At 61.8% G+C, this 18,894-nt stretch carries 16 protein-coding genes; 7 read left to right on the plus strand and 9 right to left on the minus strand.

Annotated elements, in window-relative coordinates; translation table 11 throughout:
- Window positions 1-43 precede the first annotated feature (43 nt).
- Window positions 44-1,369 (minus strand): glutamate/aspartate:proton symporter GltP, encoded by a 1,326-nt coding sequence (gltP, locus tag FSO04_RS04085; protein ID WP_154558488.1) that lies wholly within the window; start codon window positions 1,367-1,369, stop codon window positions 44-46.
- Window positions 1,370-1,485: 116 nt separating this feature from the next.
- Here gltP and FSO04_RS04090 point away from each other — a divergent pair, with 116 nt between their 5' ends.
- Entirely contained in the window at window positions 1,486-2,397 is a 912-nt protein-coding gene (locus FSO04_RS04090) for a LysR family transcriptional regulator (protein WP_154558489.1), read from the plus strand.
- Window positions 2,398-2,449: 52 nt separating this feature from the next.
- Here FSO04_RS04090 and FSO04_RS04095 read toward each other — a convergent pair whose 3' ends face one another.
- The 5 genes from FSO04_RS04095 to FSO04_RS04115 form a co-directional block, all read right to left on the minus strand.
- Entirely contained in the window at window positions 2,450-3,553 is a 1,104-nt protein-coding gene (locus FSO04_RS04095; protein WP_154558490.1) for a nucleoside hydrolase, read from the minus strand.
- A 133-nt stretch (window positions 3,554-3,686) separates the two neighbouring features.
- Complete coding sequence (gene rbsK / locus FSO04_RS04100) at window positions 3,687-4,640, minus strand: ribokinase (RefSeq protein ID WP_154558583.1); 954 nt, start codon at window positions 4,638-4,640, stop codon at window positions 3,687-3,689.
- 37 nt (window positions 4,641-4,677) lie between these two features.
- A complete protein-coding gene (locus tag FSO04_RS04105; protein ID WP_097396088.1) occupies window positions 4,678-5,679 on the minus strand; it encodes an ABC transporter permease in 1,002 nt (333 codons plus the stop codon).
- A gap of 3 nt (window positions 5,680-5,682) precedes the next feature.
- Window positions 5,683-7,308 carry a sugar ABC transporter ATP-binding protein gene (locus FSO04_RS04110; protein WP_154558491.1) on the minus strand — a complete coding sequence of 542 codons (1,626 nt, stop codon included), beginning with the start codon at window positions 7,306-7,308 and terminating at the stop codon, window positions 5,683-5,685.
- Between the two features lie 72 nt (window positions 7,309-7,380).
- Window positions 7,381-8,343 (minus strand): sugar ABC transporter substrate-binding protein, encoded by a 963-nt coding sequence (locus FSO04_RS04115; protein ID WP_154558492.1) that lies wholly within the window; start codon window positions 8,341-8,343, stop codon window positions 7,381-7,383.
- A gap of 205 nt (window positions 8,344-8,548) precedes the next feature.
- Here FSO04_RS04115 and FSO04_RS04120 point away from each other — a divergent pair, with 205 nt between their 5' ends.
- From FSO04_RS04120 to FSO04_RS04135, 4 genes are all read left to right on the plus strand, one after another.
- Window positions 8,549-9,421 (plus strand): LysR family transcriptional regulator, encoded by an 873-nt coding sequence (locus FSO04_RS04120; protein ID WP_054038995.1) that lies wholly within the window; start codon window positions 8,549-8,551, stop codon window positions 9,419-9,421.
- A 272-nt stretch (window positions 9,422-9,693) separates the two neighbouring features.
- Window positions 9,694-10,983 (plus strand): NRAMP family divalent metal transporter, encoded by a 1,290-nt coding sequence (locus FSO04_RS04125; RefSeq protein ID WP_154558493.1) that lies wholly within the window; start codon window positions 9,694-9,696, stop codon window positions 10,981-10,983.
- Between the two features lie 204 nt (window positions 10,984-11,187).
- Window positions 11,188-11,907 carry a Crp/Fnr family transcriptional regulator gene (locus tag FSO04_RS04130; protein WP_154558494.1) on the plus strand — a complete coding sequence of 240 codons (720 nt, stop codon included), beginning with the start codon at window positions 11,188-11,190 and terminating at the stop codon, window positions 11,905-11,907.
- Window positions 11,908-11,947: 40 nt separating this feature from the next.
- On the plus strand, window positions 11,948-12,475 hold the full coding sequence (locus FSO04_RS04135) for a universal stress protein (protein ID WP_154558495.1): 528 nt from the start codon (window positions 11,948-11,950) through the stop codon (window positions 12,473-12,475).
- A gap of 46 nt (window positions 12,476-12,521) precedes the next feature.
- On the opposite strand, the gene FSO04_RS04140 is transcribed toward FSO04_RS04135, so the two are convergent.
- The 3 genes from FSO04_RS04140 to acs form a co-directional block, all read right to left on the minus strand.
- Window positions 12,522-12,761 carry a UDP-glucose 4-epimerase gene (locus FSO04_RS04140; protein ID WP_154558496.1) on the minus strand — a complete coding sequence of 80 codons (240 nt, stop codon included), beginning with the start codon at window positions 12,759-12,761 and terminating at the stop codon, window positions 12,522-12,524.
- Window positions 12,762-12,842: 81 nt separating this feature from the next.
- Window positions 12,843-13,442: an acetate uptake transporter gene (locus FSO04_RS04145; protein WP_154558497.1), complete on the minus strand. Its 600-nt coding sequence runs from the start codon at window positions 13,440-13,442 to the stop codon at window positions 12,843-12,845.
- Between the two features lie 55 nt (window positions 13,443-13,497).
- A complete protein-coding gene (gene acs / locus FSO04_RS04150; protein WP_154558498.1) occupies window positions 13,498-15,471 on the minus strand; it encodes an acetate--CoA ligase in 1,974 nt (657 codons plus the stop codon).
- Between the two features lie 550 nt (window positions 15,472-16,021).
- Here acs and FSO04_RS04155 point away from each other — a divergent pair.
- Both FSO04_RS04155 and FSO04_RS04160 read left to right on the plus strand, forming a co-directional pair.
- Window positions 16,022-16,342, plus strand: a complete 321-nt coding sequence (locus tag FSO04_RS04155) for a DUF4148 domain-containing protein (RefSeq protein ID WP_233464735.1) — start codon at window positions 16,022-16,024, stop codon at window positions 16,340-16,342.
- Between the two features lie 622 nt (window positions 16,343-16,964).
- Window positions 16,965-18,728, plus strand: a complete 1,764-nt coding sequence (locus FSO04_RS04160; RefSeq protein WP_154558500.1) for a S53 family peptidase — start codon at window positions 16,965-16,967, stop codon at window positions 18,726-18,728.
- Window positions 18,729-18,894: the final 166 nt, after the last annotated feature.

Genomic DNA, 18,894 nt, shown 5'->3' on the forward strand with positions numbered 1-18,894 from the left:
GATCTTTCTGCTCAATGATTTTCGTGCTACGAACCGTGCGCGCTCATGCGTCAAGCGACGCGAGATACGCTTTGCCCTTCTCCGCGTCGTACTGGCGCTCCCATTTGGCGATGACGAGCGGCGCAAGCGCGTTGCCCACCACGTTCAGCGCGGTACGTCCCATATCCATCACGCGGTCCACGCCGGCGATGAACGCGAGTCCTTCGAGCGGCAGCCCCGCGCTCGCAAGCGTCGCGAGAAGAATCACGAACATGAAGCCCGGCACGCCGGCTGCGCCCTTGGACGTCACGACCATCGTCAACACTAGAACCATCTGTTCCTGCCAGCCCAGATGAATGCCATACAACTGCGCGACGAACAGCGTGCCGATGCCGAGATAGATCGATGCACCGTCCAGATTGAACGTGTAGCCGGTCGGCACGACGAAGGTCGTGATGCTCTTCGGCACACCGTAGTCCTCCATCTTCTTCATCAACTGCGGCAGCACGGTTGCCGAGCTGCAGGTCGAGAACGCGATGATCAGTTCGTCCTTGATAACCCGCAGCAACGTGAAGATACGAAAGCCGAACAGCCGGGCGGTGATGCCGAGCACGACAAGCACAAACAGCACGATCGCGAGATACGTGACGGCCACCAGCTTGAGCAACGGCAACAATGAACCGAAGCCGAAACTCGCCACGGTCACCGCGATCAGCGCGCACACGCCGATCGGCGCGTAATGCATCACCATGTTCGTCACCTTGAACATGGCTTCCGCGACGCCCTTGAGCATGGCGATTACCGGCTTACGGAATTCTTCCGGGACCGATTGCAGACCGAGGCCGAATAATACCGAGAAGAAGATCACCGGCAGCAGGTCGCCTTTGGCCATCGAAGCGAGGATATTGTCCGGAATTACGCCAAGCACGAGCGTCATCAGGCCATGATGACCCTGCACCTGCTGCGTTGCCTGCTGATAACGGGAAATGTCGGCATGGCCGAGCTGCGACATGTCGGTGCCGACGCCCGGCTGCAGCACGTTGCCGAGAATGAGCCCGAGCAGGATCGCGATCGTCGTGATCACCTCGAAATACACAAGTGTCTTCAGGCCGATGCGCCCGAACGATTTGCCATCGCCGACACCGGCGATCCCGACCACCATGCTCGTGAAGACGATCGGCACCACGATCATCTTGATCAGCTTGATGAAGATGTCGCCGGCGGGCTGCAACAGCCCCGAAATGGTCGCGTCCCGCATTTCCGGAAAGTGGTTCAACACGAGTCCCGTGGCGACACCGATGACGAGACCGATCAGGATCTGCCATGCGAGTCCGACACGCGGTTTGCGCTCGATATGATTGACAGGCGGGCTTTCGACGACGGTATCCATGCTCTCTCCAGATTGGGGACGGGGCGATGGAGGAACCTTAAGCAGCCGAAATAAGTAAAAAAAGCGATTTTTTTGTATGAGAAACTATCGCTTTATTTCATGTAAAGGGCGGCGCGATGCTGACGTTCAAGCAGATGGAAGCGCTCTACTGGATCGTGCAACTGGGTTCGTTCGAGGCCGCTTCGAGCCGCCTCAACACCACGCAGTCGGCCGTTTCGAAGCGGATTCAGGAACTCGAACGCGCCTTCGAACTGACGGTATTCGACCGCGCGCACCGCAGCGCGCGGCTGACCGAGAAAGGCGCCGAGTTCTTCGCCTACGCGAAAGAACTGCTCGAACGGCGCGACCAGATCGTCGAGCGGATCAGCTCAAAGGAGGCGCTGGTTCGGCAGGTCCGCATCGGCGTGACGGAGTTGACCGCCCTGACGTGGCTGCCCCGGCTGATCGGCGCGATCCAGGCGACGTATCCGAAGGTCGTGGTTGAAGCCGAGGTGGATTTGAACGCGACGCTGCGCGACCGGCTCGCCGACGACACGATCGATATCATCGTCGTGCCGCAAATCCACAGCACCGAATCCTTCGTGATGACGCAGGTTGGCGAAGTGGAGAACACGTGGATGTGTGCGCCGGCACTGGCGCCGAAGCAGGCCGCCATTCCGCTAACCGAGATTGCGCAGTACCCGCTGATCCTGCAGGGCGGTCTGTCGGGAACAGGCTTTATCTATAGCCGCTTCCTGCAGGAGCACGGAGTCAGCATGCAACGTATTCTCGCGAGCAACAGTCTGATCGCGCAGATCGGACTGACGCTCTCGGGCCTCGGCATCAGCTATCTGCCGAAGGCGTGCCTGAACCACATGGTCACACGCGGCGCGCTCGGCATGATCCAGACGCGACCGGCGCTGCCGCCTGTCTCGTACGTCGCGATGCATCGCGCGGAGCAACCGCACTCGCTGAATGCCGAAATCGCACGGCTCGCCGCGCAGTGCTGCGATTTCAGCTCGAACCTGCTCGATCCGGGCCGGGTCTGAGCGGGACCTTGGCCCTGCGTTGCGAATAATCCGCCGCGCATGGCCTTCCTCGTCAAGGCAAGGTAATCGGCACAGGACGCGTGAGCAAATCGACGTAGAGGCTGAAGAAACGATTGTTGTCGAACTGCGTGACGTACGTGATCTTGTTCGGTGACGCGCCCGCTGCGGGTTGATCGGAGTAGACCGTCACATGTCCCTGATCCTCGCCGCTAGTCGTGTCGATATCGAGGTAGGCGCTCTTCGTCTGCGTGGCGTAGGTCGGGTCCGTGAAATAAGCGATCGTCAGCGTGTCGAACAGATGGGTGTTGTCGCCGAACGAACCGGCGTTGACGATCCCATACGCCTTGGTCACCGCGGTCTGCTTGTTCGGGTTGTTGACGATCTGATCGAAGATGCTCTGCGTGAGCGGCACCGTATTCGTAACGTCGAGCGGAATGACGGCCTGAGGGATCGTCGTTTGAAGAACCGTACGCACGGCAAGCGGATCAAACCACCAGTTGAGTTCCCCCACCGCGTTCGCATTGCCCGGTACCGCCATCGCGCCGCCCATGTAGACGATCTGCTTGATCAGCGGCACGATCTCCGGCGCCTTCTTGATGGCCGTGGCGAGATTGGTGGGCGGCCCGACCTCGAGAATGGTGACCTGATTCGGATAGCGCTTGATGGTCTGGATCATGAAGTCCGCAGCGCTTTGCGTCTGCAGTTTCGTCGACGCCGCGAAGCCGTCCGGCGGCGCCACAAGCTGGGACTGCTGGGTCGGTTCCGGCCGCATCCATGCGCCGAAATAGCCTTTCGGATTGGCGGCCTGCTGCGCACGAATGCTCGCCACATCGTATTGCAATGGATAGTCGGCGCCGCCGTAGACACCCACCACATTCTGCACACCCATGCGCTCCACCGCCTTCAGCGCATCCGCTTCTTCCTGGAGCAACCAGTCGTTGCCGGTCACAACGGTCAGCCCGAGCAGGTTGACCTTGCCTTGCCCCATCAACTGCGTGGTCATGGCGAACAGCTGGCCGTCGTCGCCCATCGTGTTGAAGTCCGAATCGATGATGACCTTCGGCGCGTTGGCGAGCGGGTCGGTGGTCGTCACGCTGCCTCCGCATGCGGCGAGCAGCAGCGTCATCATCAGGATGCCTACATATTGTGATTTCATGTTTCGTCCATTTATTCCAGTAGAGATCGCGATCAAACCAGGGGAACACCATCCGGAGATGGTGCCGGTCATTCAACGTAAAGCTACCCAGAGTTGCAGGTCGGACTGCCTCATGTCACAACAGGCATCCGTTTCAGGCTGCGCTTTCGACTTCCGCGCGAGTCGGGATCGACGGCTGTGCACCAGCGCGCGTGACCGAAATCGAAGCCGCGCGTTGCGCGAGGCTGATTGCGCCTTCCAGCGGCTGCCGGGCAGCGAGTTGCGCGGCAAAGACGCCGATAAAGGTGTCGCCGGCCGCGGTCGTATCGACAGCCCTCACTTGCGGCGCGGGAAAATGCATGCCTTCGCCGCCTTCCGGCAACAGGTAAGCACCTTGTGCGCCGAGCGTGACGATCACGTTGCGGGCGCCGCCGCGTTGCAACTCCAGCGCCGCCCTTCTCGCGCCGCTTTGCGATTCGACCGGCAAGCCGGCGAGTATCGCGGCCTCGACCTCGTTCGGCACGAGGTAGTCGACGAGCGGCAGCCATTCCGTGGGCAGCGGGCCAGTTGCCGGCGCCGGATTCAGTACGGTGATCTTGCCGAGGCGCCGGGCGAGCGCGAGTGTCGCGTGGACGGAATCCCAGGGCGTTTCCAGTTGACAGACCACGACGTCGCTGGCCTTGATCGCCGCTTCGTGGCGCGCGACGCCTTCAGGCGTGACTTCACCGTTACTGCCCGCAACCACCACGATCGTGTTCTGGCCGTCGTCCGACACCGTCACCATGGCGACGCCGGTGGGCTGCACGGCGTCGACCTCGACACCCGCGCAATCGATCCCTTCAGCTTCCAGATCCTTGACCCGCTGTGCGCCGTTCGCATCCTTCCCCACGCGGCCAACCATCGCGACGCGTGCGCCGATGCGGGCGGCCGCCACGGCCTGGTTGCCGCCCTTGCCGCCGGCAACCTGCGAGAACTCCTGTCCGCTGATCGTCTCGCCGGGCCGCGGCAAATGCGGTGCACGGGCGACGAGGTCGGTATTGATGCTGCCCACCACGAGCACGCGGCCCGGCTTCACTTCTTTCGACACGTTCACTCTCCTGCTGACCATCCACGAAGGGTCGCTGACGGTCACAAATGGTCAATATTTATGCGGCGCGACGTCGGCTTCTATACGTATCCAGCACGACGGCCACGACAATCACGGCCCCCGTGATGATGCGTTTGGTCGGCTCGGTCGCGCCGATCTGGGCAAGACCGGCGGCCAGCACCGAGATGATCAACACGCCAAAGAAGGTGCTGATCACCGAGCCACGTCCGCCCATCAGGCTCGTTCCGCCGATCACGACGGCCGCGATCACCTGCAATTCGATGCCCGCGCCGGCATTCGGGTCGGCGGCCTCGAGCCGCGAAATCTGAAACAGGGACGCGAGGCCGGCCAGCAAGCCCATCATCGCGAATACGGCAATCTTGTACGGCCGTGGGTTGACGCCCGCGAGGCGCACCGCTTCCTCGTTCGTGCCGATGCCGACCAGATAACGCCCGAAGACCGTGCGGGTCAGCACCAACTGCGCGACGACCATCACGACGATGGCAATCAGGAACGCGGGAGAAATGCCGAACGCAATCGGGTTGGACAGGAAATCGAACGCATCGCCGATGTAGGCCGTGCGGGAGTTGGTCAACTGGTACGCGAGACCGCGGGCCGCCTCGAGCACGCCGAGCGACACGATGAACGACGGAATCCGCCAGGCCACGGTAATCGCGCCGGTCACGCAGCCCGTCAAGGCCGCCCCCGCCATGCCGAGCAAAGCGGCAGGCAGCGCCGGCCAGTGCCACTGCAAGGCCGCCACGCTCGTGAGCGCCGCGCCGAGTGCCAGCACGGAGCCGACCGACAGGTCGATCCCGGCGATGATGAGCACAAAGGTCATGCCGACCGACATCACGACCAGATCGGGAATCTGGTTCGCAATCGTGCTGAACGTGTCGTAGCTCAGGAAGTGCGAGCTCAGCAGCGAGAACAGGACGATCATCCCGAGCAGCGCGCCGAGCAGGCCAAGGTAGTTCGAGAATCCAAGGCGCGTGCCGATCGGCTTCGCGTCCTTGGGCGGTTCGTTCTGCACGGTAGGCAGGCTGGTTGGTGCAGTCATGCTTCAATACTCCACAGATTTTTGATCGGGCGCCGCTGGGTCGGGCGCTTTTGCGTCGGGTTCGATCGGATCGTGCAACAGCTCGTCGCGTTTCGTGTAGCCCGCGAACGCCGCTGCGAGCAGCGCGTCCTGGGTCCAGCTTCCGCGCTCGAACATGCCCGTCATCCGTCCCGCCGACATCACCCCGATCCGGTCGCAAATCGACATCAACTCGCGCAGATCGCTCGACACCACCACCAACGCGCGGCCTTCCCGCGCGAGCGCCCCCATCAGGGCGTAGATATCGAACTTCGCTCCGACGTCGATGCCCCGTGTGGGCTCATCGAACAGCAACACCGTGCAATCGCGCGCGAGCCAGCGGCCGATCACCACCTTCTGCTGGTTGCCGCCGGAGAGTTCCGACACCGGCTGCGACGGCCCTGAGCTGCGGATGCTCATCGCGTCGATCTGTTTGCGCGCAAGCGCCGCTTCGCGACGGGCGTCCACCACGCCGTTCTTCGACACCGCGCGCAGATGGCCGAGCGAGATATTGGAGGCAATGGGCTGCGTCAGCAGGAGGCCCTCGCCTTTGCGATCCTCCGTAATCAACGCGATGCCGTTCTTCACGGCGTCTGACGGCGAAGATACCGTCACGGGCTGCAGCGGGCCACCGCCATACGCGATCGACACCGTACCGGCATCCGCGCGATCGGCCCCGTAGACGAGCCGCATCAATTCCGTGCGGCCCGCGCCGATCAGACCGCTGATGCCGAAAATCTCACCTGCTTTGACTTCAAACGACACGTCGCGCACAACCGGCTCGCGGGTCATGCCCGTGACCTTGAGCGCCACGTCGCCAATGCGCCGCTCGCCGAGGTCGATCCGCTCGCCGATGTCGCGGCCAACCATCAGCGTGACCAGACGGTCGGCCGTGAGGTTCGCCATCTCGTCGACATGCACGAGCCGCCCGTCGCGCAGCACGGCAGCGCGCCGCGCGATACGCTTCAATTCTTCCAGTCTGTGCGAGATGTACACCAGCGCAACGCCGCGCGCCTTGAGCCGTTCGACCTGCTCGAACAGCAGGTCCACCTCGCGGGCGGTCAGCATCGCCGTGGGTTCGTCGAGGATCAGCACGCGGCAATCGCCGATCAGATTGCGCGCGATCTCGACCATTTGCTGATGCCCGATGCCCAGCGTACCCACCAGCGTGTCAGGGTGGATCGCGTCGAGCCCGACTTGCGCCATGGCATGCCGCGCGTCCTCGCGCAATTTGGCGCGATCGATCCAGCCGAACATGCCGCGCTGCGGCAAACGATTCAGGAACAGGTTCTCCGCCACCGAGAGGGTCGGCAGCAGGTTCAACTCCTGCATGACCATGCGCACGCCGAGCGCCTCGGCGTCCTTGCGGCTGCCCGGCGTGTAAGCTGCGCCGCCAAGCGTCATCGAACCGGTGGTCGGCGTAACGAGACCGCCGACGATCTTGGACAAGGTGCTCTTGCCCGCGCCGTTTTCGCCGGTCAGCGCCAGCACCTCGCCCGCGTACAGATCCAGCGAGATATCAGCGAGCACCGGCCCGGCGTAGGTCTTGCCGATGCCGTGAACAGTCAGCACGGGCGGGGCAACGGCCAAAGATAGGTTGGGAGTGGACATCAGATTGATAAAGCCAGACAAAGATCAGGCGGGGTGGCCCGCAAACGACGCGGGCCACGTGTTACGCCAATCTTACTTGGTGACCAGATCGACAGGCGTTTCGACGACGCCCGACAATTCCGACTGCTTCTTGTGTTCAGCGATTGCCTTCAGAGCCGTATCGATACCGAACACGGCCTGCCTGGCGGCGTACTGATTGGCAGTGGCAAGAACACGGCCGTCGGCGAGCATCGGCTTGATCGCGTTGATGTCGTCGTAGCCCACCACCTGCACCTTGCCGGCTTTGCCTGCCGCGCGCACGGCCGATACCGCGCCGATCGCCATGTTGTCGTTACCGCACAGCAGCGCCTTGACGTCCGGGTTCGCATTGAGAATCTGGCTCGCGACGGCGTTGCCCTTGTCGATTTCCCACTCACCCGATTGCAGCGAGACGACCTTCATGCCGCCCGTCGCCATGGCCTGCTTGAAGCCGGCCGTGCGTTGCTGCGCGTTGGTGGTGGTCGAGACGCCTTCGATAATGGCGACGTTGTCGCCCGACTTCAGGCGCTTGGCCAGGTAGTCGCCCACCTTCTGTGCGCCCTTGGCGTTATCCGGGCCGACGAACGGGATGTTCAGGTCTTTCGACTTGAGCACGTCCGGGTCCAGCTTATTGTCGATATTGACCACGATGATGCCGGCATCGACCGCTTTCTTCAGAACCGGCACCAGCGCCTTGGAATCGGCCGGTGCGATCACGAGTGCGTCGACCTTCGACACGATCATCTGTTCGACGATACGAATCTGGTTACCCGTATCCGTTTCGTCCTTGATGCCGTTCGTGACGAGATCGAATTTCGTGGGGTTCTGCTTCTGATAGTCTTTCGCGCCCGTTTCCATGGTCAGGAAAAACTCGTTCGCCAACGACTTCATCACCAGCGCGACTTTCGGCTTGTGGGCGGCCTGAGCAAACGCTGCGCCCGGCAGAATCGACACTGCGAGGAAGGCTGCGCTGGCTACGATGGCGCGACGCCGCGCCGGTTGGAAATGACGAATCATTGATGTCTCCGTATCGCTCGTTCGGTCTACGTAGTGACTGATAGCCGTTGAGTCGTGTGATGGGCAGGTTCGCCACACTTGCCGCCAAAGCCAATGAAGCCCTCGGGTTTCTTTGCCAGATGCTGGGACGAGTATGGCCAGGTCCAATGCTATCCTCGCGATCCACGTTATGCTATGCCCAATTTCAAAATCGAGCGTTTCAAAAATGGAACACGTAGACTGGGACGACCTGCGGATTCTGGTGGCGATCGCGCGCGGCGGCACGATGCGAGCCGCCGCGACGGCATGCGATCTGAGTCCGCCCACCCTGTCGCGCCGTCTGACCGAGCTTGAACGGCGGCTGGGCGAGCCGCTTATCGACCGGGTTCCGTCGGGCTGTACGGTGACGGCATTCGGCGCGCGCGTGCTGGCCTGGGCCGAGCAGATGGAGGACCTGGCCCACCAGATCGAGCGTGCCGCGGACGTGACCGGCGGCGCAGCGGCTCACGGCACGGTGCGGATCAACGCCGTCGAATGGCCGTCTTACATTTTGCTTAAACTGCTCGGTTCGTTCCAGGACCGGCTGCCCGGCCTCGCCATCGAGGTGCTGACCTCACGGCGGCCGTATAGCCTTGCCCGCCGCGAAGCGGATATCGCGCTGTGGTCCGAATGCCCTGATGAGGGCGATCTGTATGTCCGGCGCATCGGCCGGATCCGCTTCGGGCTGTTCGGTTCGCGCGACTATTATCTGCGTCACAAGGCAGCAATTACGAGGAAGGAGTGGGACAAGCTGTCGTTCGTCGGCTATGACGACCGGCAGCCCGATCACCCGGCAACGCAATGGCTGAAAACCCTGCCCGGCGCGCCTGCGCCTTCGCTTCGGAGCAGCTACGGCATGGGCGTATTCGACGGCGTGCTGGGCGGCTCCGGCCTCGGCGTGCTCGCCCAGCTCGCCGGCGACACCACGAGCGATCTCGTCTGCATCGAGAAACATATCAAGGCGCTCGACCAGGATGTGTGGATGGTGCTGCATCCCGCCCTACGCGATAGCGAGCGCATCCGCACGGTGGCCAACCTCATTGCCGAGATTTTTCGTTAGGCCGGGCGCTGGGGTTCGCGTTGTGTTCAGGTGGCGTCACCGGGCACATACAGAGCGGGTAGCTGGGCAGCGTGGTACGACACCGTACCGACTGCATTGGCGAATCGGCGCACCCTCGACTCGACACGCCGCATATCAGCAAAAGCAGCGCGCTGGCTGCCCGTGTCACTCCGGCCGCGATGCGCATGAAGGCGTGTTAGCGACCGAACCGGCGGCCCCGCAACCATCCGACAGACGGAGGCGGCCGCGCCCGCCACCAGGAGCTCCCGGCCATGGACACGCTAACCCGCGATCCGGTCAAGCAGCCGACTCGCCCGAAACTGCTTCAGGTGATGGGGCCCGGCCTTATCACCGGCGCCTCCGACGACGACCCGAGCGGCATCGCCACCTATTCGCAGGTCGGCGCGCAATTCGGCTATGGCCTCGCGTGGACCCTGCTGTTCAGCTACCCGCTGATGGCCGCGATCCAGGAAATCAGCGCGCGCATCGGACGCGTTACCGGCTGCGGCATCGCCGGCAATTTGCGGCGGCACTATCCGCGCTGGCTTTCCACCAGCGTCGTCAGTCTGCTGCTGATTGCGAACATCATCAATCTGGGCGCAGACCTCGGCGCAATGGGCGCGGCGCTCAAGCTGTTGATCTCGGGTCCCGCGCTGCTCTATGTCTGCGGTTTCGGCCTGCTCTCGGTAGCGCTCGAAGTTTTTACACGTTACTCGCGCTATGTGTCGATACTCAAATGGCTGTGCCTGTCGCTCTTCAGCTACGTGATCTGCGCATTCGTCGTCAACGTGCCGTGGACCCAGGTGGGCTTGGCGGTGATCTGGCCGCCGCTCTCGGCCAAGCCGGATTACATCGTCGCCATTGTTGCGGTCATGGGTACGACGATCAGCCCTTATCTGTTTTTCTGGCAGGCCGAACAGGAAGTCGAAGACGAACTGGAACGGCCCGGCGCCCATCCGCTCACTCACGCACCGTGGGAAGCCCCCGCCGAGTTCACGCGGATTCGTATCGACACCTATCTCGGCATGGCGCTGTCGAATACCATCGCGTTCTTCATCGTCGTGACCACAGCGGCGACGTTGCATGCTCACGGGCTCAACGATATCCAGACTTCCGCCCAGGCGGCGGAAGCGCTGCGAGCGGTGGCGGGACCGTTCACGTTCGTCATTTTCGCGGCCGGCATTATCGGCACCGGTTTGTTGACGTTGCCGGTACTGGCCGGCTCGGGTGCGTACGCGGTGGGCGAACTGTTCGCATGGCGGGTCGGCCTGGCCCGCCTGCCGCTGCAGGCGAAGGCGTTCTATGGCGTGATCGCCGCGGCGACAGCCATCGGCGTCGGTTTGAATTTCACCTCGATCGACCCGGTCAAGGCGCTCTTCTGGAGTGCCGTGCTCAATGGGGTGGTCGCCGTGCCGGTCATGATCGTCATGATGCATCTGTCGATGCGTACCGGCATCATGTCGCGCTTCACGTTACCGCTGACGCTGCGCGTCCTTGGCTGGATTGCGACCGGTGTGATGGCGGCTACGGTCATCGCGATGGCTTTCAGCTGGGTTGCATGAGCCATGCGTTCAAGGCGTGAACGCCACCGTACAGACGCGCATCACGAAGCGTGCCAGAATGGTTGCTGGCCCTGTATGCACCAGCGATTTCCAAACCGCTTTCCAGTCGATTTCGCAACCGCCCCGCCAGGAGGGCCTGAAAACTTTTCAGATCAGTTCTGCGAATACGAAGTCGTTTTTCGGCAGGACACTGTGGGGTGGTTCATGTTGACCACACATCAACCGAAAGATAACCATCTGCTTTCTGTGCTGCCGAAAGCCGAGTGGGAACGGATCGCACCGCATCTCATCGCGCTCGATATGCCGCTCGGGGAGGTCGTCTACGAGTCGGGTGACCGGCTCGACCATGTCTACTTCCCCACTATCGCGATCGTCTCTCTGCTCTATGTGATGGAAGACGGCTCCTCGGCCGAGATCGCGATTGTCGGTAATGAGGGATTGATCGGCATCACGCTCTTCATGGGCGGCGAAACGACGCCCAGCCGCGCGGTCGTGCAAAGCGCCGGAAAGGCATACCGGCTCGACGCGCGCATTCTGAAAGAAGAATTTCATCGTGCCGGCCCAGTGCAACGCTTGCTGCTGCGTTACACGCAGGCACTCATCACGCAGATGGCGCAAACGGCCGTGTGCAACCGGCATCATACGATCGATCAGCAACTGTGCCGCTGGCTGCTGTTGAGTATCGACCGCTTGCCGTCAAATGAACTCACGATGACCCAGGAGTTGATTGCCAATATGCTCGGTGTACGCCGATCGGGTGTCACCGAAGCGGCCATGAAGCTGCAGGACGCGGGCTTGATCCGCTACAGCTATGGTCATATCGAGGTGATCGACCGGTCGGGCCTGGAGGAGCGCGTGTGCGAATGCTACGGCGTGGTGAGGCGGGAATTCGACCGTCTGCTGCCCGATCTGAGAGCCGTTTAAGTGACGCGGCAACTCTTTGAACAAACTCTTCGAGGCTGATATGTATAAACGCATTCTGGTTGCGATAGACGGCAGCGACACATCCGAGCACGCATTCGACACCGCTTTGCAACTCGCAAGCGAGAGCGGCGCGCAATTGCAGCCGCTCTATGTCGTCGACAATCCGCTGATGGCGTACGACGCCTCCGGCTACGATCCGACGATTCTGCGTGACGCGTTCGTGGAAGAAGGCCAGCGACTGTTAGCGGACGCACTCGCCCGAATGAAACACGAGAACGTGGCCGGCACACCACGGATGGTCGACGTCGCGCCGATCGGCGAGGATATTTCGGAGCGCATCCGCATCACGGCCAACGAATTCAATGCGGACCTGCTGGTGCTCGGCACGCACGGCCGTCGCGGCTTCAAGCGTCTGTTTCTCGGCAGCGTCGCCGAACGCGTGGTGCGCAGTGCGTGCTGTCCGGTATTGCTGGTGCCGAGCCGCCAGGCGCAAACCACGCACGTGGAGTCGGCCAAACCGGGGCATGCTGACGTGGCCGCTGTGATGTATGAGATGCCGTCGCTCTAGAGCCGGGGCGCTCGACGTCGCGTCGATGGTGGGAAATGTGGTGCGGTCAGGCAGCGCAAATCGTATTCGAGGTAGTGAGGTCCACCCACGACATGCCTTGCTTCAGGCCATCCAGCACGGCCTCCTGCTGCGTGCTGAAGGTTCTGTCGTGCGTGAATTCACGCACGACCACACCATCCGGCGCGGCAACGCTCGTGCCGATCAGACAGCCAAATTCAGTGCCGCTTTCGCGTGCACAAGCCGTGACCGTCCAGCCGTCGCCGTCCACTTTTCCCGACAGGTTCATAACGTTTTGCCTTGTGCCTGCTTAACGCAACGTGGTGAGTGTTCGACGCTCGCGGTTTGCGCGCGCCGCCCAACTGGTCTATCAGAGCGCCACAGCATGCCGGCTAAGCACCCGGGGATCGCCGACCGGCAAAACCACCCGCCCGTGCACCTCGTTGATCACGTCCGCTGCGGACAGATAGAACGCCAGCGCCGCGGTGATGAGCCCCATATAGCCGCCCGCCATCCGCACCAGGCCTGAACCCGTCCACTCTCCTCCAGCCAGCAGGCCGAAGGTGATCCAGAGCGCCAGAAAGATGAACTGCAGCGCGCGAGGCGAGCGAAAGGTGGCCAGCCACATATAAAACGTGAAGACGCCCCAAAGAAACAGATACCAGCCGACGAACGCGGGCGGCACCTTGTCGTGTAAAAAGAGCACGAACAGTGCAAACGACCACCAGAACGCGCCATAACTTAGAAAGGCCGTCGCGCCGAAGGTATTGCCGCGCGGCAACTCCATCATCCCGGCAATGGCCTGCGCGGTCCCGCCGTAAGCGAGCGCGCAGGCGAGCACGAGACCCATCGACTCGCCCGAAAACCAGCCGGCGTTGATCATGCTGAGCAGCCACGTTGTCAATGCAAAACCGGCGAGACCCAGTGGCGCGGGGTTCGCAAGTGTGGTTCGAATCGGTACGCTGGCCATGGCCTGCTCCTGAAGATAAAAAGCGTTCCGGCAATCTCGCGGCCTTCGCGAACCATCACCCGAGCTGATCGAGAATCGCCGGATTTTCCAGCGTGGATACGTCCTGAGTAATTTCTTCGCCGGCCGCCAGCGAGCGCAGCAAGCGGCGCATGATCTTGCCCGAGCGCGTTTTCGGTAGATTCTCGCCGAAGCGGATTTCCTTGGGCTTCGCGATCGGCCCGATCTCCTTGCCGACCCAGTTGCGCAATTCGGTCGCGATTCTGATCGCCTGGTCGCCGGTTGGCCGCTCGCCCTTCAACACCACGAACGCGACGACGACTTCGCCAGTCGTCTCGTCGGCACGGCCGACGACCGCGGCTTCCGCCACCAGCGGGTTCGCGACGAGCGCCGACTCGATCTCCATCGTGCCGAGCCGGTGGCCCGACACGTTGAGCACATCGTCGATACGGCCGGTAATCGTGAAGTAGCCGGTGTCCTCGTCACGCACCGCGCCGTCGCCGGCGAGGTACAGCTTGCCGCCGAGATCTTCGGGGAAGTAACTCGTCTTATAGCGCTCCGGATCGCCCCAGACGCCGCGCAGCATCGACGGCCATGGCCGTTTGACGACGAGAATGCCGCCCTGCCCGTTCGGCACGTCCTGCCCGGTTTCGTCGACGACCGCGGCCATGATGCCAGGCAGCGGAAGCGTGCACGAACCCGGCACCAGTGGCGTGGCGCCCGGCATCGGCGCAATCATGTGGCCACCCGTTTCCGTTTGCCACCAGGTGTCGATGACAGGGCAATGGCTATGGCCGACGTGTTCGTAGAACCACGTCCACGCGGCCGGGTTGATCGGTTCGCCGACTGTGCCGAGCAGGCGCAAAGTCGACAGGTCGTAACGGTCCGGATGAACTTTGGGATCGGATTCGGCAAGCTTGATGAGCGAACGGATCGCGGTCGGCGCGGTGTAGAACACCGTCACGCGGTGTTTCGCGATCATCTCCCAGAAGCGGCCGGCGTTCGGATAGGTGGGCACGCCTTCGAACACGACCTGGGTCGCGCCGATCGCAGTCGGGCCGTACGCGATATAGCTGTGGCCAGTGATCCAGCCGATGTCGGCGGTACACCAGAATACGTCGCTGCGCTTCGCGTCGAAGGTCCACTTCATGGTCTGCGCGGCCCACATCAGGAAGCCTCCCGTGCTGTGCTGCACACCCTTGGGCACCCCCGTCGAACCGGACGTATACAGAATGAAGAGCGGATGTTCGGCGCCAACCCATTCGGGCTCGCACGTGTCTGCTGCGGCTTCTGTGAGCTCGTGCATCCACAGGTCGCGCCCTTCGTGCCACGCAACCTTGCCGCCCGTGCGCCGATAGACGATAACGCTTTTCACCGCTTCGCAGCCGCCCATCGCAAGGGCCTCGTCCGCGATGCTCTTTAACGGCAGCGCTTTGCCGCCGCGCATCTGTTCATCACAGGTGACCAGCGCGATCGCACCCACGTTGACGATCCTCTCATTGAGCGACTTCGACGAAAAACCGCCAAACACGACGGAATGCGTCGCGCCGATGCGCGCGCACGCCTGCATCGCCACGATGCCTTCGATCGACATCGGCATGTAGATCACCACGCGATCGCCTTTCGTCACGCCGCGCGTTCGCAAAGCGTTGGCAAAGCGACTCACCCGTTCGAGCAACTGCCGGTAGGTGACGTGCGTGACGGTGCCGTCGTCTGCTTCGAAGATCACCGCAACATGCTCACCGTTACCGGCTTCGACGTGGCGGTCGAGGCAGTTGTAGGACGCATTGAGGGTGCCGTCGTTGAACCATTCATAGAACGGCGCGCGCGATTCATCGAGAACCGTAGAAAACGGCTTTTTCCACTCGAGCGTCTCGCGCGCGAGACGCGCCCAGAACCCTGCGTAATCGCGCTCAGCTTCAGCGACCAACGCGCGGTAGGCATCCATGCCGGAGATCGCGGCGTAAGCCGTCACGCTGGCGTGAGGAAGGAAGGCTTGCGGCTCCTCCAGAATCGAATCGCTGGTTGACATTTTGTGTCCCTTGCACGCTTTCGTGCGTGCTTGATAGATGTGTTGCGCTCGTGGCGGCGCCCCTGCTGCGCCGGGCGTGACATGGCATTCCGCATGATCGGCTCGATCACGCGGTTGGCCGCTCCGGGCGAAATGGGGATGGAGCACAAATCGGTCAGGGAAGCCTTGTCACGCGAAACTGTTTCGATCGGCGGTGACGGAGAAATGCAGGGGGCTTGCGATGACGGTGCACGCGTAGGAGGGGGAAGTCGGTACGGTGGCGTACAAGGTTTTGTCGGAGCCTTCAGGAAAATGTAAGTTTTGTACCATTCCCCCGGGGCTGCAGAAAAAATTTGGAATAAGCAGCCAAGCGGTGTGTTTGCCCTTACGTGGACGGCAGCAAACAGACGGTCTACGAGCGAAAGCAGAAACGCTTCCGCGCAGCTTCGGCAGCACGTGGACCACATAGGTGGACAAGTAAAGACGTAGTTCTCAATCACATAGATCGTTAGATTCAATCAACCTCAATTAGGCATCCAAAATTAAACTCAATCTTGCAATGACCCTTTCGATGATCCTCCTTGCATCGGCCGGCGCAGTCACTCAGGCATCGGCGCAGGAAAAGACCCGCGCGGAAGTGCGCCAGGAACTGGTTCAGGCAGAAGCTAACGGCTCGCGCCTCGTGACCGACACGTCATACCCCGAGATCAACCCGATCTTCGCGCAGCAGGCCGCGCGCCTGAAGATGAACACGAGTGGCGAGGGTCCGGCGATGTCGGGTTCGACGGCGGCTGGCCAACGCTCGTCCAACACGCCCGCTCGTTCAGCAGGCGCGGCGATGCCGGCGTGTGTCGGCCCCGTAAGCTTCTGCACGCCGTACTTCGGCAGCTGACCGTTGACCGTGCACTTTTGGAAGTGGTTCGGGCTTCAACGAATGGCTGGCTGGCTGTCGAATGCCTATGCCGGGGGCGAGCGGACGGTGGCGTTATAAGGCGTCCGTCCGCTCTAACAACTCGGTCACAGGTCGCATTATTTTTTGATTCCCCCTTTGACGATACAGCCCAATTAATTCCAATCGAACAGACATGCCTTTTAATTGCAAATTCTTCAAATCCTGGCACATCACTATCGAATTAGCATAAAGAAATGATTTTGTAATTAATGACGAAGCGATGGCGTCATTAAATCAATTAGAGTCCCGCCTCCATTGCAACGCGCCATGCACTTAGGTGTTGTCGAACAATCAACGACTACATAACTTACTGATAAAAATAATATTTTCAAGTAAACACCCTCGTTCATTCGTGACTTCTTCTCCCTCTCAACCATCTATTCTGATAGGTACCGATAATCTGTAATGAACGGTAATTTGGCGGCGCTCATCGATTTAACTGAGTGCCCCTATTAACCATTCAGAACAGCGCTTCCAGACGAAATTCCTATTTATTTGACTCGACCGGAAACAGCCACCGGAAGATTCGGCGTCTCGTTGCACTGTTATCTCAGGAGGTCACATGAAGTCGTCAACCGCAAAACAGACGGTCCTATGTCTAAACCGTTGCGCGGTCGTTGCTTTGCCTCTCGCTATTGCTTCGTTCGCCGCATTCGGCGCATCACCTGCGTCCACGCTGTGGGCGCCCACCGACACGAAGGCGTTTGTCACGCCCTCCCAGGTCGAGGCGCGCAGTGCCACGCCTTTGCTCGAACTCGCCGCCGGCGAGACCGCACATATCGTGGTCAGTCTCAAGCTTCGCGATGAGGCGCAACTGAAGCAACTCGCGCAGGCAGTCAACCAGCCGGGCAACGCGCAGTTCGGCAAATTCCTCAAGCATCAGCAATTTCTCTCTCAGTACGCGCCGACCGAAGCGCAAGTGCAGGCCGTCGTCACGCATTTGCGAAAGAACGGCTTCGTCAATATTCACGTCGCGCCGAACCGCCTGCTGATTTCCGCCGATGGCAGCGCCGGCGCCGTCAAAGCGGCCTTCAACACCCCGCTGGTTCGCTACCAACTGAACGGCAAGGCCGGCTACGCGAACACGGCGCCGGCACAAGTGCCGCAGGATCTCGGCGAAATAGTCGGTTCGGTGCTCGGCTTGCAGAACGTCGCGCGTGCCCATTCGATGCTGAAGGTCGGCGAGCGTTCCGCCGCGAAGACGCTGGCCACCGGTACGGCCAAGGGCCACAATCCGACCGAGTTCTCAACGATCTACGACGCCAGCAGCGCACCCACCGCGGCGAACACGACAGTCGGCATCATCACGATCGGCGGCGTCTCGCAGACGCTCCAGGATCTCCAGCAGTTCACCAGCGCGAATGGCCTGGCGGCCGTCAACACGCAGATGATCCAGACCGGGTCGTCGAATGGCGACTACAGAGACGATCAGGAAGGCCAGGGTGAATGGGACCTCGACAGCCAGTCGATTGTCGGTTCCGCAGGCGGCGCGGTGCAGCAACTGCTGTTCTATATGGCCGATCAAAGCGCGTCCGGCAACACCGGCCTCACGCAAGCGTTCAATCAGGCAGTGTCCGATAACGTCGCGAAGGTGATCAACGTATCGCTCGGCTGGTGCGAAGTCGATGCCAACGCGGACGGCACGCTGCAGGCCGAAGACCGCATCTTCGCGACAGCGGCGGCACAGGGGCAGACCTTCTCGGTCTCGTCCGGGGATGAGGGCGTGTACGAGTGCAACAACCGCGGCTACCCTGACGGCAGCACCTATTCGGTATCGTGGCCGGCCTCGTCGCCTAACGTGATCGCCGTCGGCGGCACGACGCTTTACACGACTTCGGCAGGCGCCTACTCGAGCGAAACTGTCTGGAACGAAGGGCTCGACAGCAACGGCAAGCTCTGGGCGACCGGCGGCGGCTACAGCGTGTACGAGGCGAAGCCGTCGTGGCAGTCGGTGGTGAGCGGCACGCCGGGCCGGCGTCTGCTGCCCGACATCTCCTTCGACGCTGCGCAGAGCACGGGCGCACTGATTTACAACTACGGTCAGTTGCAGCAGATCGGCGGGACGAGCCTCGCTTCGCCGATCTTCGTCGGGCTGTGGGCGCGCTTGCAGACCGCGAATTCGAATAGCCTGGGCTTCCCCGCAGCCAGCTTTTACAGCGCCATTAGCTCGACGCCTTCGCTGGTGCACGACGTGAGATCGGGTAACAACGGCTACGGCGGCTATGGTTACAAGGCGGCCACCGGTTGGGACTATCCGACCGGCTGGGGAAGCCTCGATATCGCCAAACTGTCTGCTTATATCAAGAGCAACGGCTTTGGGCACTGAGTCTGCAGGCCAATTGATGTGAACGCCTGAACGCTCGCCGATGACTTCGTGACACGCGGGTCATCGGCGGCGACGGGCAAACCATTTGTCGAAATCGCCGCGCGCGAGCATCCCTCCCCTCGCGCCGAACGATTGCGGCGGTCCGAATCCGGGCCGCCGCTCACGC

Origin of the sequence: Paraburkholderia madseniana, from assembly GCF_009690905.1 — a bacterium.
Taxonomy (GTDB): domain Bacteria; phylum Pseudomonadota; class Gammaproteobacteria; order Burkholderiales; family Burkholderiaceae; genus Paraburkholderia; species Paraburkholderia madseniana.

What these genes read in the sequence shown, in the direction of transcription:
- acs (WP_154558498.1), bottom strand. Translation starts at nt 15,471, where the DNA reads ATGTCAACCAGCGATTCGATTCTGGAGGAGCCGCAAGCCTTCCTTCCT.
- FSO04_RS04130 (WP_154558494.1), top strand. Translation starts at nt 11,188, where the DNA reads ATGTTGACCACACATCAACCGAAAGATAACCATCTGCTTTCTGTGCTG.
- FSO04_RS04105 (WP_097396088.1), bottom strand. Translation starts at nt 5,679, where the DNA reads ATGACTGCACCAACCAGCCTGCCTACCGTGCAGAACGAACCGCCCAAG.
- FSO04_RS04110 (WP_154558491.1), bottom strand. Translation starts at nt 7,308, where the DNA reads ATGTCCACTCCCAACCTATCTTTGGCCGTTGCCCCGCCCGTGCTGACT.
- FSO04_RS04125 (WP_154558493.1), top strand. Translation starts at nt 9,694, where the DNA reads ATGGACACGCTAACCCGCGATCCGGTCAAGCAGCCGACTCGCCCGAAA.
- FSO04_RS04120 (WP_054038995.1), top strand. Translation starts at nt 8,549, where the DNA reads ATGGAACACGTAGACTGGGACGACCTGCGGATTCTGGTGGCGATCGCG.
- FSO04_RS04115 (WP_154558492.1), bottom strand. Translation starts at nt 8,343, where the DNA reads ATGATTCGTCATTTCCAACCGGCGCGGCGTCGCGCCATCGTAGCCAGC.
- FSO04_RS04145 (WP_154558497.1), bottom strand. Translation starts at nt 13,442, where the DNA reads ATGGCCAGCGTACCGATTCGAACCACACTTGCGAACCCCGCGCCACTG.
- rbsK (WP_154558583.1), bottom strand. Translation starts at nt 4,640, where the DNA reads ATGGTCAGCAGGAGAGTGAACGTGTCGAAAGAAGTGAAGCCGGGCCGC.
- gltP (WP_154558488.1), bottom strand. Translation starts at nt 1,369, where the DNA reads ATGGATACCGTCGTCGAAAGCCCGCCTGTCAATCATATCGAGCGCAAA.
- FSO04_RS04160 (WP_154558500.1), top strand. Translation starts at nt 16,965, where the DNA reads ATGAAGTCGTCAACCGCAAAACAGACGGTCCTATGTCTAAACCGTTGC.
- FSO04_RS04090 (WP_154558489.1), top strand. Translation starts at nt 1,486, where the DNA reads ATGCTGACGTTCAAGCAGATGGAAGCGCTCTACTGGATCGTGCAACTG.
- FSO04_RS04155 (WP_233464735.1), top strand. Translation starts at nt 16,022, where the DNA reads ATGATCCTCCTTGCATCGGCCGGCGCAGTCACTCAGGCATCGGCGCAG.
- FSO04_RS04095 (WP_154558490.1), bottom strand. Translation starts at nt 3,553, where the DNA reads ATGAAATCACAATATGTAGGCATCCTGATGATGACGCTGCTGCTCGCC.
- FSO04_RS04135 (WP_154558495.1), top strand. Translation starts at nt 11,948, where the DNA reads ATGTATAAACGCATTCTGGTTGCGATAGACGGCAGCGACACATCCGAG.
- FSO04_RS04140 (WP_154558496.1), bottom strand. Translation starts at nt 12,761, where the DNA reads ATGAACCTGTCGGGAAAAGTGGACGGCGACGGCTGGACGGTCACGGCT.